The sequence below is a fragment of the Actinokineospora sp. HUAS TT18 genome, assembly GCF_051364635.1.
In the GTDB taxonomy this organism is placed as follows: Bacteria; Actinomycetota; Actinomycetes; order Mycobacteriales; family Pseudonocardiaceae; genus Actinokineospora.
In genome coordinates this window covers 3969020-3982031 of the sequence record NZ_CP195645.1, presented here as the reverse complement: position 1 = coordinate 3982031, position 13012 = coordinate 3969020, and the positions used below count along the sequence as shown (strand labels likewise).

Genomic DNA, 13012 nt, shown 5'->3' with positions numbered 1-13012 from the left:
ACGTTCTAGTATCGGCGGCAAGGAGGTGTCGGATGAGGCTTGGACTTCAGCTCGGCTACTGGGGCGCGCAGCCGCCCGTCAACGCCGGGGAACTCGTCGCGGCGGCGGAGCGGTGTGGGTTTGACGCGGTGTTCGCGGCTGAGTCGTGGGGGTCGGATGCGTTCACGCCGCTCGCATGGTGGGGGTCGGCCACTAGCCGCATACGACTGGGCACCTCGGTGGCGCAGCTGTCCGCGCGGACGCCGACCGCCTGCGCGATGCACGCGCTCACGCTCGATCACCTCAGTGGTGGGCGCGCGATCCTGGGGCTCGGGGTGTCGGGGCCGCAGGTCGTGGAGGGCTGGTACGGGCAGTCGTTCGCCCGGCCGCTCGCCCGGACGCGGGAGTACGTCGACGTCGCCCGGCAGGTCCTCGCGCGCCAAGGGCCGGTCGTCAACGCGGGGCCGCACTACCCGCTGCCACGCTCCAGCGAAGGCAAGGCGCTGCGGCCGATCACCCATCCGCTGCGCGCTGACCTGCCGATCTGGCTCGGCGCGGAAGGGCCCAAGAATGTCGCGCTCGCCGCTGAGATCGCCGACGGGTGGCTCGCGGTCTACTTCTCGCTGCGGATGGCTGAGCAGTACAACGCCTGGCTCGACGAGGGGTTCGCGCGGCCGGGTGCGCGGCGTGGGCGCGGGGACTTCGAGGTGGTGGCGGGGGCTCAGGTGGTCGTGGCCGACGATCCGAAAGCCGCGTTCGCCGCGATGAAGCCGGTGCTCGCGCTCTACCTCGGCGGGATGGGCAGCTTCCACGCGTCGCTGTTTCGGCGGATGGGGTACGGCGATGTCGTCGACGAGGTGGCCGCGCGATTCCTGGACGGCGAACGCGCGGAGGCGGCCGCGGCGATACCGGACGAGTTGGTCGACGACATCGCCATCGTCGGCGACGAGGCCAAAGTCCGCGAACGGATCGGGCAGTGGGAGCGCGCGGGGGTGACGATGCTGAGCGTCGGCGCGGGGTCCGTCGCTGAGATCGAGACGCTCGCGGGCCTTGTCGGCGGGTGAAACACGTTCTAGATTGACGGGATGCGCTCGATCGGTCTGTGGAACATCGCCCGCGACGACGCCGACGCCGTCGCACTCGTGTGTCCGGACGGGCGCGAGGTGACCTACGGCGAACTCGCCGCCGCGGCCGACCGCTACGGCCGGGGCCTGCAGGCGCGCGGGCTGCGCCCCGGCGACAGCGTGGTCCTGTTGCTGCCCAACGGTTTCGACCTCCTCGCCGCCTACTTCGCCGCCATGCAGACCGGCCTCTACGCGGTCCTGGCCAACTGGCACCTGGTCGGCGCCGAGGTCGCCTACCTCATCGACGACAGCGGCGCCAAGGTGTTCATCGCCGACGCGCGCTTCGCCGACACCGCCGCCGACGCCGCCGCGCGCAGCGGGCTGCCCGCGGAGGGGCGGCTGGCAGTGGGGGAGATCCCCGGGTTCCAGCCGCTCGACCGGCTCGGCGCCGACGAACCCGCCGGGCGGCCGGACGTGCGCACGCAGGGCTCGCCGATGCTCTACACCTCCGGCACCACCGGCCGCCCCAAAGGCGTCCGCCGCCCGCTCGCGGGCACCGACCCCGACAACGTCCCGCCCGCGGCCGAGTGGTTCTTCGGCATCTTCGGGCTCAAACCGTTCCACCGGCACGTGCACCTGTGCGGCTCGCCGCTCTACCACACCGCCGTGATCAACTTCGTCGTCACGTCCATCCAGTTAGGACATACGGCGGTGCTGATGGACCACTGGGAGCCGCGCGAGATGCTGCGGCTGATCGAGCGCCACCGGGTCACCCACAGCCACATGGTCCCCACTCAGTTCCACCGGCTGCTCGCGCTGCCCGACGATGTCCGCGCCGCGTTCGACCCGTCGTCGCTGCGGGTGATGATCCACGGCGCCGCGCCTTGCCCGATCGAGGTCAAAAGGCGGATGTTGGAGTGGTGGGGGCCGGTGGTCGTGGAGTACTACGCGGCCACGGAGGGCGGTGGGACCACGATCACCGCCGAGGAATGGCTGCGCAAACCCGGGTCCGTCGGGCTGCCGTGGCCGGGGTCGGTAGTGAAGATCCTCGACGACGACGGCGCGGAATCGCCAGCGGGCACACCGGGTCTGGTCTATTTGCGGATGGGCACGTCCACGTTCGAGTATCACGGCGACGCGGCCAAGACGCGGGCCGCGCGGGTGGGCGAGTTGTTCACGCTCGGCGACGTCGGCTATCTCGATGAGGACGGTTATCTATTCCTCTGCGACCGGAAAAGCGACATGATCATTACCGGTGGGGTGAACGTCTATCCCGCCGAGGTCGAAGGTGAGATCTCCTGCCATCCCAAGGTCGCCGACGTCGCGGTGTTCGGCGTGCCGCACGCGGACTGGGGCGAGGAGATCAAGGCCGTGGTCCAGCCGGTCGACGGGGTGAGCGGCTCGGCGGAGCTGACCGACGACATCCTCGCGTTCGCCGCGGGCAGACTTGCGAAATTCAAATTGCCGCGCACCATCGACTATCTTCCCGAACTGCCGCGCGACCCCAACGGCAAGCTCTACAAGCGCCGACTCCGGGACGCCTACACCTGATCTGGGAATGGCAACGGCGAAATGGTGGTATTCGTCCGGATCGCCGTCTGTTAGATCTTTTCGTGTCCCCTGTGTGACACGAAAGGAGATTCCCCTGCGATGAAGATTCTCCGAAAGATGTCCCGTGCGCTGCTGCTGACGTGTTCAGCCGCGGCGCTGGCCGTCGGGTCGATGCCCACGGCGGCCGCCGCGCCGGAGGCGCCCGCGCTGAGTGAGGGCCAGCAGCGGGCCTACCAGGTCGGCGAGGAGCAGAGCGCCGACCTGCGGATCGACTACGCCGCGCGGACCGCGCGGCAGGTGATCAGCAGGCCCGGTTCGTCGTACATCAAGGTGCACTTCGCCGCGTTCGCCCTGGCCAAGGGCGACCGCGTCACGGTGTCCGACCCGACCGGCGCCGAGACCTACACCTACAGTGGCGACCCGACGAAGGGCCTCGCCGCGTCGGGTGATTCGCTCTTCACTCGCCAAGGTGACGGGTTCTGGGCGATGTCGATCACCGGCGACACCGCGATCGTGACCTTGCACCGCGTCGGCAAGCCGTCCTCAAAGGACACTGGGGTGGTGGTCGACAAGTACTTCCGCGGCTACTCCAAGGCGGAGCAGGTCGAGCGTGACCGGGGCATCCTGTCGGTGTGCCAGACCGACGCGCGCCGCGACGCGGTCTGCTACCAGCAGAGCCACCCGACCGAGTACGGCAAGTCCAAGTCGGTCGCGAAGATCCTCTACAACGGCGCGTCGCACTGCACGGCGTGGCGTGTCGGGTCGACCAACCGGCTGATGACGAACAATCACTGCATCGGGTCCTCGTCCGAGCTGGCGTCGATGGAGATGTGGTTCGACTACGCCTGCGCCACGTGCGGCGGCAACAACCCCAAGCCCGCGGTGAAGGTGACCGGCGCGCAGTTCCTCAAGACCAGCGCCAGCCTGGACTACACGCTGTTCTCGGTGAACAACTTCGCGAGCATCGAGTCGTTCGGCTACCTGCTGCTGGACGTCCGCGCGCCCGTGCGCAACGAGCGCATCTACATCAGCGGCCACGGCGACGGCGACCCGAACGAGCTGTCGATCTTCGAGGACACCCAGGGCGGCGCGACGTGCGACGTCGACAACCCCGCCAGCGACTCGATCAACATGGGCTACTACTGCGACACCAGCGGCGGCTCGTCCGGCTCCCCGGTGTTCGCGGCGTCGTCCAACAAGGTGATCGCGCTGCATCACCTGGGCGGGTGCCTGAACGAGGGCACCCGGATCGAGCTGATCTACCCGGAGATCAAGGACCTGATCGACAACGGCGGCGGCACGCCCCCGCCCCCGCCGCCGGGCGGCAAGTTCGAGAACCTGAACAACGTCAACATCCCGGACGCGGGCGCCGCGGTGACCAGCGACGTCACCGTGACCGGCCAGGCGGGCAACGCGCCGTCGACGCTGAAGGTGAACGTCGACATCAAGCACACGTGGCGCGGTGACCTGGTGATCGACCTGGTCGCGCCGGACGGTTCGGCCTACCGGCTGAAGAACTCGTCGTCGAACGACTCGGCGGACAACGTGATCACCACGTACACGGTGAACGCGTCGACCGAGGTCGCGAACGGCACCTGGAAGCTCAAGGTCCAGGACGTCGCGCGCTACGACACTGGCTACATCGATGCGTGGAGCCTCCAGTTCTGACCTGATCGCCCATTGCCCACCCGTAGAGTCGTCTGATCCACGGGTGGGCAATGGGGTTCTAGAACGGTGCCTGCTCTGCCTGAGCGGTGGCGAGTGGCCTGGCGTCGCGCGGACTGGATGCGGGCACGCTGTGTGTTGTCAGTGTGGCGTTCTTCAGTCCCGGGCCGCCGACGCTCCGCTTGTGTAGGTCGTAGTGGACGAGTGGGTCCTGTCCGACGGTGTGCGTTCGTCCGGTGGGTGTGGTCCAGCGGAACAGTCCTGGCCGTGGCTGTCTCAAGTGCCAGCCCGGTTGGTCTTTCAGTTTGTGGTGCAGGGCGCACAGACAGCCGAGGTTGGCCGCGCTGGTCGAGCCGCCGCGGCTGTGCGGGACGGTGTGGTCGAGTTCGCAGGCCCGGGCCGGCCGTTGGCAGCCAGGGAACCGGCACGTCTGGTCACGCAGGCGGATGTGGCGGGCGAGATCGGCGCCAGGGTGGCGGCGGTCGCTGACTTCGAGGACTCTGCCGACCGGATCGGTGATGATCCGCCGCCACGTCGTGTCGTGTGTGGCGACCAGCTCGGCGATCGCTGCCTTCGGAACGCTGCCGTACCCGTCGAGGGTTCCCGGCACGGCCGCGCCACCCAGGACGGTGTGGGGCACAGCGATCTGGAGCTCCACGGTGACACCACGGCCGCCGCCGTTGACGACCAGCTCGTGGAGCGCGGCGGCGCGGAGCACGTCGAGCGGGTCGGACGCGCCCTGCGCGCGCATTCCGCGTGCGACCTTGTCGACCATCAGATACACCGCGCGCAGCCGTTCGCCGGTGTCGTAGATGTCGAGATGGGCCATGCCGTCCTCAGCCGCGTACAGGTCCACCCGACGCTCTTGGCGGCGCAGGTCACGGCGGCGCTCGGCGCCCTCGGGGTCCACGCGGTCCTTCTTCGCGCGCAACGCGGTTCGCCAGCCGTCGACCGTCTTGTGCTCGGCGCGGGCCAGGATCCACGCCTCAAGTTCGTGGGCGTGCTCGTCGGAGAGGGACTCGGTGATCTCGACCAGGGCATGCGCGCGGGCCAGGTCGATCCGCCCGTCCGCCAGAGCGTCCACAGTGGATGGGAACACGGAGACCAGCCGAGCCGCCCGGGCCACCGCCGTCGCCGCGCGACTCGGCGGCCACGCCAGCGCCGCGCCGACCTCCGCCCCCGCGAACCGGTGCCCACCGACGTCCCGATCCGGGCGCAGGCGCGCCATCCGAGCCGGCGCGCGCACCCGGGCGGCGTCGAGGGCGGCCCGCTCGCGCTCCATCTCGCGCAGCAGGTGCAGCACCTCCACATCGCTCATTCCGGCGATCACATCGGCATCGAACACACGTTCCACGCTACCGGCGAAACAGGGCCATTTCCGCAGGTAGGCCCATGATCACCCGATCGTGTCGATCAGGTACCGGTGAAGCGGGGCGGGCGTTTCTCCGCGAAGGCGCGCGGACCTTCCTTGGCGTCCTGACTGAGGAAGACCTCCGTGCCCAGCCGGGCGTCGATCTTGAACGCGTCGTTCTCCGGCATTCCCTCGGTCTCGCGCATCGTCCGTAGGACCGCCCGCACCGCGAGCGGCCCGTTCGCCGCGATCGCGTCCGCCAGTTCCAGTGCCTTCGGCAATGCCTGTCCATCCGGGACGACGTGACCGATCAGCCCCATGTCCCGCGCTTCCGCCGCCGTGATGTGGCGGCCGGTCAACAGCAGGTCCGCGGCCACCGTGTACGGAATCTGCCGCGGCAGCCGCACCGCCGACCCGCCCAGCGGGAACAGTCCCCACCGCGCCTCGGAAACCCCGAACCGTGCGCTGGAGCCCGCGACCCGGATGTCCGTCGCCTGCAGGATCTCCGTCCCGCCCGCGATGGCGGGACCCTCCACGGCCGCGATCAGCGGCTTGGTCAGCCTGCGGCCCTTCAGCAGCGGTTCGATCACCGACAGATCCCAGCCGCCGCCGGAGAACGAGTCGCCCGGGTGGGAGCTGGTCATCGCCTTCAGATCCGCGCCCGCGCAGAACGCGCCGCCCGCGCCGGTCAGGACGCAGACCCGCACCGACGGGTCCGAATCGACCTGGTCCCAGGCGGTCCGCATGATCGACATCATCTCGCGGGACAGGGCGTTGCGGGCCTCCGGCCGGTTCATCGTCACGACGAGCACGTGGCCGCGTTGCTCGACCAGGCAGTCCGGCATGCGAATCCTCCTCGCGACTGGGGATTGCCACGAACGATAACACGTTCTACTTTAGGGCGATGGCGCTCACAATCGCGGACCTGTTCGAACACGCGGTGGACCTGTTCCCCGAGCGGGTCGCCGTGGCCTGCGGCGACCGCGCGCTGACTTTCGCCGAACTGGAGGCCGGGGCCAATCAACTGGCCCACTACCTGGCTGAACAGGGTGTCGGCAAGGGGTCGCACGTCGGCCTCTACGCCACCAACTCGATCGAGGCGATCGAGACCATGATCGCGGTCTACAAGCTGCGGGCCGTGCCCATCAACGTCAACTACCGGTACGTCGAGAACGAGTTGCGATATCTGTTCGACAACGCCGACATCGTGGCCCTCGTCCACGAGGCCCGCTACGCCGACCGCGTCGCCGCCGTCCGCCCCGCCGTCCCGAAGCTCACGAGTGTGCTCACCATCGAGGACCTCGACGCGGCGAAGGCGGGCCGCTCGGCCGAGCGCGACTTCGGCGAGCGCAGCCCCGACGACCTCTACATCCTCTACACCGGAGGCACGACCGGCAGCCCCAAAGGCGTTATGTGGCGCCAAGAAGACGTCTGGCGCGTCCTCGGCGGCGGCATCGACTTCCTCTCCGGTCAGCCCCTGCCCGACGAGTACGCCCAGTCCCGCCAGGGCCAGGTCACCGGCGGCCTGACGCGCCTCGCCTGCGCCCCGCTGATCCACGGCGCCGCGCAGTGGGCGGCGCTGGCCGCGCTGTTCGCGGGCGACACCGTCGTGCTCATCCCGAAGTTCGACCCGAACGAGGTGTGGCGCGCGATCGAGCGCCACCGCGTCAAGGTCGTCACGCTCGTCGGCGACGCGATGGCGCGGCCGGTGATCGAGGCGTTCCACACCGGCGGCTACGACGCCTCGTCGCTGCTGGCGATCTCCAGCCACGCGGCGCTGTTCTCCGGCGCGGTCAAACAGCAGTACCTCGACGCGCTGCCGAACGTGGTGATCACCGACGCGATCGGGTCGTCCGAATCCGGGTTCAACGGGATCGGGATGGTCGCCAAGGACGCCGAGAACGGCGCGGGCGGCCCGAGGGTCCGCCGCGGCCCGGACGTCCTCGTGCTCGACGACGACGCGAAGCCGGTCGCGGTCGGCGAGACCGGCAGGCTCGCCCGCGGTGGGCATGTGCCGCTGGGCTACTACAAGGACCCCGACAAGAGCGCGACGATCTTCGTGGAGGTCGACGGCAAGCGCTACGTCGTGCCGGGCGACTACGCCCGCGTCGAGGACGACGGCACGGTCACGCTGCTTGGGCGCGGCAACATGTGCGTCAACACCGGCGGGGAGAAGGTGTTCCCCGAGGAGGTCGAGTCGGCGCTGAAGTCGCACCCGTCGGTGTTCGACGCGCTGGTCATCGGCGTGCCGGACGAGCGGCTCGGGCAGCGGGTCGCCGCGGTCGTTCAGCTGCGGCCCGGTGTCGAGCCCGACTTCGCCGCGCTCGACGCGCACGTCCACACCGAACTGGCGGGCTACAAGGCCCCGCGCAGCGTGTGGGTCGTAGACGAGGTCGGCAGGCTGGCCAGCGGCAAACCGGACTACCGGTGGGCCAAGACGCACGCGGCGGACACCGCCCCGACCTGGGCCGCCGCGCCCGCCCGCGCCTGATGCGCACCGTCATCTGCGACCTCGTCGGCGTAGAGCATCCGATCGTGGGGTTCACGCCGTCGGAGCACGTCGCCGCCGCGATCAGCCGGGCGGGCGGCCTCGGCGTGCTGGGCTGCGTGCGGTTCAACGAGCCGGAGGAACTCGACGCGGCCCTCGACTGGATGGACAAGAACTGCGACGGCAAGCCCTATGGCGTCGACATCGTCATGCCCGCGGCCGTGCCCGCGGAGGGCACGCAGGTCGACCTGGGCGCGCTGATCCCGCAGGGCCACCGCGACTTCGTCGACTCGACGCTGCGCAAGCTGGGCGTCCCACCGCTGCCGGAGGGCGAGGGGTCCGGTGGGGTGCTCGGGTGGCTGCACTCGGTCGCGCGGTCCCATGTGGACGTCGCGATGAACCACCCGATCGCGCTCATCGCCAACGCGCTCGGCTCCCCGCCGCCGGACGTGATCGACCGCGCGCACCGCGGCGGCGTCCCCGTGGCGGCGCTGGCGGGCAAGGCGTCGCACGCGGTCCGGCACGTCGAGAACGGCGTGGATGTCGTGGTGGCGCAGGGCTATGAGGCCGGTGGCCACACCGGGGAGATCGCGTCGATGGTGCTGGTCCCGGAGATCGTCGCCGCGGTCGGCGACCGGGTCCCGGTGCTCGCGGCGGGCGGTATCGGCTCGGGCAGGCAGGTCGCCGCGGCGCTGGCTCTGGGCGCGGTCGGCGCGTGGATGGGCTCGATCTGGCTGGCGACGGAGGAGTACCGCGAGCTGAGCGCTGGGCCGCTGCAGACGGCACTGGTCCGCGCCACGTCGAGCGACACCGTGCGGTCGAGGATCTACACGGGCAAGCCCGCGCGGCTGCTGAAGAACCAGTGGACCGAGGCGTGGGAGAGCCCGGACGCGCCGACGCCGCTGCCGATGCCGCTGCAGAACCTGCTGGTCAGCGGGGCGCACCAGCAGATGATGCGCGCGGGCGACCCCGAGGTTTTGGCGATGCCGGTCGGCCAGATCGTGGGGTCGATGAACGAGATCCGACCGGTGGCGGCGGTGATGGCCGACGTTCTGGCGGAGTTGGACGAGACAGTGAAGCGGCTCGGCTCTCTCTAGTGCTGTGTCCATGAACGTTGTCGGGCTATCGGCGGATCCAGGTTTCCGCTGGGCGTGCCGCCGGAATGCCGCTCGTACTGGGTGTACTTGGGCGTTTCGGCGGTGCGGCCAGCGGGAAGCTGGGCCGTCGAGAGCCTGGCAACGTTCGTGGACACAGCACTAGTTCAATCCCGTGGCCCCGGTCAGGTCGGCGCCGTCGAGTCGCAGTAGGCGTCGGGGTGTGCCGGTGAGGTCGGCGCGCAGGAGGACGGCGCCGGTGAGGTCCGCCGAGGTTTCTTCGCACGTCGAGTCGCCGCGGTAGGCGCAGAAGGTGACGGTGGTGAGGGCCGCCTCGGTCAGCACCGGCCAACGTACTGACTGGGCCGCGAACAGAACCGCCGCGTCACCCGGTGGTGGCGCGGCGGTCCCGGACGATCATCCGCTCTTGCGGCGGAACTGGCGCTTGGCTCCGGCGCGCCCGTGGGCGTCGTGGACCTTGGAGCCGCTGTCGGCGTGGCCCTCGCCGCTCTGGGAGCGGGCCTGCTTGCGTTCGAGGGCGGCGCGGAACTTGCTCTTGAGGTCCTGTGCCTCGCCATCCTCGGGGGCGGGGTTCTCCGGCTGTTCGGACATGGGGACCTCCAGTAGTTCGTCGTGCCCGTTCGGCCAGCGTCGCACGAGTGTGGCGTGCGGTCGACTTGATTAACGGGCCGCTGATTCTGCGCGAGCCTTGAGGCCTTCGGCCTCCATGACCAGATAGCGGTCGGTCAGGCCCCCCGCGAGCTTACCGATCAGCACTCCGAGCAGGCCGCTCTGGTCGATGGCGTTGCTCGCGCGGCTGCCGTCGCCCTCCGCGGTGACGACGTGGGTGGCCACTGTGCGCGCGAGCGGGCCGGTGGCCGTCCACTCCCACGACCGGCCCTCGTCCAGGGCGGTGACGGTCCAGACCGTCGTGGGGAGCTTCGGCTGGCTGATGCGGACCCGCTGCCCCAGGTGCAGCGGGCCGGGGTCGAGGGGTGTGACGGACGTGACGGACTTGGTCCACTCCGGCCACCGGGTGACGTCGGCGTAGACCGCCCAGACGTCCTCGGGGCGCGCGTCGATGGCGATTTCGGCACTGAAACGCATACGTGCCAGCTTAGTGATCCACGGGCCGACCTGGTTGATCATCGCCGCAGGTGGGACGTTACCCTGTGTGCCCGGAGGGAACGCGTGAATCTAGGCGACCACATCGCGTGCGTGGCGGAGTTGATCGGCTGCGCAGACCATGACTTGGCGGCCTTGGCGGCCGACGAACACCTGCGGTTCGAGTGGTACCGCGACGCGCGGCCCGCGGATGAGCGGGTGTTCCTGGAGTACGTCCTCCGCGATCCCGACGAGGCGATGGCGGTGGCCGCGGTGGTCAGCCGGATCGAAGAGAAGGCCCGTTCCGCCCCCGATTACTGCGAATGGGCCGAGTCCGTCGCCCCGGCGGTCGCCCGTGTCGACTTCGTCCGCGAACGCCTGGCCGAGTGGCGCTTGCTGCGCGACGTGTTCGCGGGCAAGCCGGTGGACCCCGAAGCGGTGTTATCGGCCTCCGATTGGGCGCAGCGGAAGCTGGCCACGATCGTGGACGGCGAGCTGCTGGTCCTGCTCGCCGAGCACGGTCGCACCCGGCGCGTCCGCGCGCTGACCCGGGTGCCCCGGCCCGCCCGGCCGCGCGACTCCGCCCACTTCCCGCGACTGCCCCGGCACTACTGAGCCAGACTCGCGCCGATGGCGCGCAACTGGTCCGTGGCGCCGCCGAGGGTGAACTCCAGGCGCTTCGCCGCGGTGAAGTAGCGGTGCAGGGGGTGGTCGAGGTCGATGCCGACGCCGCCGTGGAGGTGGACGGCGGTGTGGGCGACGCGGTGGCAGGCCTCGGCGGCCCAGAACTTCGCGGTGGCGACCTCGACGTCGGCCGGGTGGCCCTCGCTCAGCAGCCAGGCGGCTTGCCACAGGGTCAGGCCGACGGCTTCTACGTCGATGTACGCGTCGGCCAGGCGTTGGGTGACGGCCTGGAAGGTGCCGATGGGCTTGCCGAACTGGATTCGTTCGCCCGCGTAGGCGGCGGTGCGGCGGAGGGCGCCGTCGACGACGCCGAGGGCTTCGGCGCAGGCCAGGATTGTCAGACGTCCGACAAGATCGGCCGCGGGGGTGGCGAGGCGGCGGGCCGGGATGTCGGCGAGGGTCACCATCGACGCCGTTCCGGAGACCAGGGTTTGGGGAGCCGTGGTGGCGTCGGTGACGGCGTAGGTCTCGGTGCCCGCGGTGACGACGAAGGTGTCGCCCTCCGCGACCAGGACCTTCGTTCCCGACAGTCTGCCGTCGGTCGCCTGGACGGGGTCGAAGGGGTCGTCGGTGACCGCACAGGTGGGGGAACCGTCGGTCGATCCAAGGGCTGAACACGCCGTCACCCAGGAGGTGTACGGCGTCGAGGCGGCGGCGCGGCCCAACTCCGTCGCGATCGTGCACTGTTCGAGGAGGCCGAACCCGGCGCCGCCCATCGACTCCGGCAGGGCCGCGGTCAGCACGCCCGCCTCGCCCAGGACGCTCCACAGTGGACGCGGCGTGTCGACGAGGGAGCGGACGAGGCCGGAGAGGTCCGTCTGGGCCTCGGTGAAGGAGAAATCCACGACCAGGTCCTCTCAGCGGCGGGCGGCGGGCAGGCCGAGGCCCACGGTGGCGATGATGTCGCGCTGCACCTCGTTCGTGCCGCCGCCGAAGGTCAGGATCAGCGACGACCGGTGCAGCCGTTCGATCCGGCCGCGCAGCGCCGCGCCGGGGGAGCCGGAGCGGACGATGCCCGCCGGGCCGAGGACCTCCATGAGCAGCCGGTACGCCTCGGTCGCGAACTCGGTGCCGAACACCTTCGTCGCCGACGCGTCGGCCGGGTTGAGCCTGCCGACGCCCCAGGCGATCTTCCAGTTCATCAGCTTCAGGAACTCGACCTTCGCGTGCACCCGCGCCAGGTGGATCCGCACCCACTCCTGCGCGATCACCGGCGACCCGTCGGGCAGCTTCGTCTCGCGCGCCCACTCGACGACCTCGTGCAGCGACTGCTGGATGGGCGAGGCCGAGGTCAGGGCGACCCGCTCGTGGTTGAGCTGGTTGGTGATCAGCCGCCAGCCCTCGTTCTCGGTGCCGACCAGCGACGACGCGGGCACGCGCACGTCGGTGTAGTAGGTGGCGCTGGTGCTGGGGCCCGCCATCGTGTGCACGGGTGTCCACGAGAAGCCGGGAGCGTCGACCGGGACGATGATGATCGACAGGCCCTTGTGCTTGGGCGCGTCCGGATCGGTGCGGCAGGCCAGCCACAGGTAGTCCGCGTACTGGATCAGGCTCGTCCACATCTTCTGGCCGTTGATCACGTACGAGTCGCCGTCGCGGACCGCGCGGGTGCGCAGGGCGGCGAGGTCGGTGCCCGCCTCCGGCTCGGAGTAGCCGATGGAGAAGTGCAGCTCGCCGCGGGCGATGCGGGGCAGGAAGAACTCGCGCTGCTCCGGCGTGCCGAACTTCATGATCGTCGGGCCGACGGTGTTGATCGTCAGGAACGGCACGGGCGCGCCCGCGACGGCGGCCTCGTCGGTGAAGACCAGCTGGTCGAGCATCGACCCGCCGCGGCCGCCGTACTCGGTCGGCCAGCCCATGGCCAGCCAGCCGTCGGCGCCCATGCGGCGCACGACCTGCTTGTAGACCTCGCCGCTGCCGTACTCGCCACCGGTCAGGGCTTCGCGGACGTCGGGGGTCATCAGGTCGGCGAAGTAGGCGCGCAGCTCGGCGCGCAACCGCTCCTGCGCCGCGGTGTAGGCGATCCGCACGG

13 protein-coding genes are annotated in these 13012 nt (G+C 70.2%); 6 read left to right on the top strand and 7 right to left on the bottom strand.

Features of this window, described 5'->3' with window-relative positions:
* The first annotated feature begins 32 nt into the window (after window positions 1–32).
* The 3 genes from ACSHT8_RS17775 (at window position 33) to ACSHT8_RS17765 (ending at window position 4262) form a co-directional block, all read left to right on the top strand.
* Window positions 33–1043 (top strand): LLM class F420-dependent oxidoreductase, encoded by a 1011-nt coding sequence (locus ACSHT8_RS17775; protein ID WP_436491940.1) that lies wholly within the window; start codon window positions 33–35, stop codon window positions 1041–1043.
* Window positions 1044–1064: 21 nt separating this feature from the next.
* Entirely contained in the window at window positions 1065–2594 is a 1530-nt protein-coding gene (locus tag ACSHT8_RS17770; RefSeq protein ID WP_436491939.1) for an acyl-CoA synthetase, read from the top strand.
* A gap of 99 nt (window positions 2595–2693) precedes the next feature.
* A complete protein-coding gene (locus tag ACSHT8_RS17765) occupies window positions 2694–4262 on the top strand; it encodes a proprotein convertase P-domain-containing protein (protein WP_436491938.1) in 1569 nt (522 codons plus the stop codon).
* A gap of 58 nt (window positions 4263–4320) precedes the next feature.
* Here ACSHT8_RS17765 and ACSHT8_RS17760 read toward each other — a convergent pair whose 3' ends face one another.
* Window positions 4321–5604 (bottom strand): DUF222 domain-containing protein, encoded by a 1284-nt coding sequence (locus ACSHT8_RS17760; RefSeq protein ID WP_436491937.1) that lies wholly within the window; start codon window positions 5602–5604, stop codon window positions 4321–4323.
* Window positions 5605–5672: 68 nt separating this feature from the next.
* Window positions 5673–6455, bottom strand: a complete 783-nt coding sequence (locus ACSHT8_RS17755; protein ID WP_436491936.1) for a crotonase/enoyl-CoA hydratase family protein — start codon at window positions 6453–6455, stop codon at window positions 5673–5675.
* 59 nt (window positions 6456–6514) lie between these two features.
* Between ACSHT8_RS17755 and ACSHT8_RS17750 the strand changes: the two genes are divergently transcribed.
* Window positions 6515–8101, top strand: a complete 1587-nt coding sequence (locus tag ACSHT8_RS17750; RefSeq protein WP_436491935.1) for an acyl-CoA synthetase — start codon at window positions 6515–6517, stop codon at window positions 8099–8101.
* Window positions 8101–9195, top strand: coding sequence for an NAD(P)H-dependent flavin oxidoreductase (locus tag ACSHT8_RS17745; RefSeq protein WP_436502092.1), 1095 nt, complete (start codon window positions 8101–8103; stop codon window positions 9193–9195). Before ACSHT8_RS17750 ends, ACSHT8_RS17745 begins: the two co-directional genes overlap by 1 nt.
* A 159-nt stretch (window positions 9196–9354) precedes the next feature.
* Here the strand turns inward: ACSHT8_RS17745 and ACSHT8_RS17740 are convergent, their stop codons facing one another.
* The 3 genes from ACSHT8_RS17740 to ACSHT8_RS17730 form a co-directional block, all read right to left on the bottom strand.
* The gene (locus tag ACSHT8_RS17740; protein ID WP_436491934.1) at window positions 9355–9537 is read right to left on the bottom strand and encodes a hypothetical protein; all 183 of its coding nucleotides are present in this window, start codon (window positions 9535–9537) and stop codon (window positions 9355–9357) included.
* A 72-nt stretch (window positions 9538–9609) separates the two neighbouring features.
* Entirely contained in the window at window positions 9610–9804 is a 195-nt protein-coding gene (locus ACSHT8_RS17735; RefSeq protein ID WP_436491933.1) for a DUF5302 domain-containing protein, read from the bottom strand.
* 69 nt (window positions 9805–9873) lie between these two features.
* Window positions 9874–10299 carry an SRPBCC family protein gene (locus ACSHT8_RS17730; protein WP_436491932.1) on the bottom strand — a complete coding sequence of 142 codons (426 nt, stop codon included), beginning with the start codon at window positions 10297–10299 and terminating at the stop codon, window positions 9874–9876.
* Window positions 10300–10410: 111 nt separating this feature from the next.
* On the opposite strand from ACSHT8_RS17730, the gene ACSHT8_RS17725 reads away from it, so the two are divergent.
* On the top strand, window positions 10411–10911 hold the full coding sequence (locus ACSHT8_RS17725; RefSeq protein ID WP_436491931.1) for a hypothetical protein: 501 nt from the start codon (window positions 10411–10413) through the stop codon (window positions 10909–10911).
* Here the strand turns inward: ACSHT8_RS17725 and ACSHT8_RS17720 are convergent.
* Both ACSHT8_RS17720 and ACSHT8_RS17715 read right to left on the bottom strand, forming a co-directional pair.
* Window positions 10905–11825: an acyl-CoA dehydrogenase family protein gene (locus tag ACSHT8_RS17720; RefSeq protein ID WP_436491930.1), complete on the bottom strand. Its 921-nt coding sequence runs from the start codon at window positions 11823–11825 to the stop codon at window positions 10905–10907. The genes ACSHT8_RS17725 and ACSHT8_RS17720 overlap by 7 nt on opposite strands.
* Window positions 11826–11837: 12 nt before the next feature.
* Window positions 11838–13010, bottom strand: coding sequence for an acyl-CoA dehydrogenase family protein (locus ACSHT8_RS17715; RefSeq protein WP_436491929.1), 1173 nt, complete (start codon window positions 13008–13010; stop codon window positions 11838–11840).
* Between the last annotated feature and the right edge of the window lie 2 nt (window positions 13011–13012).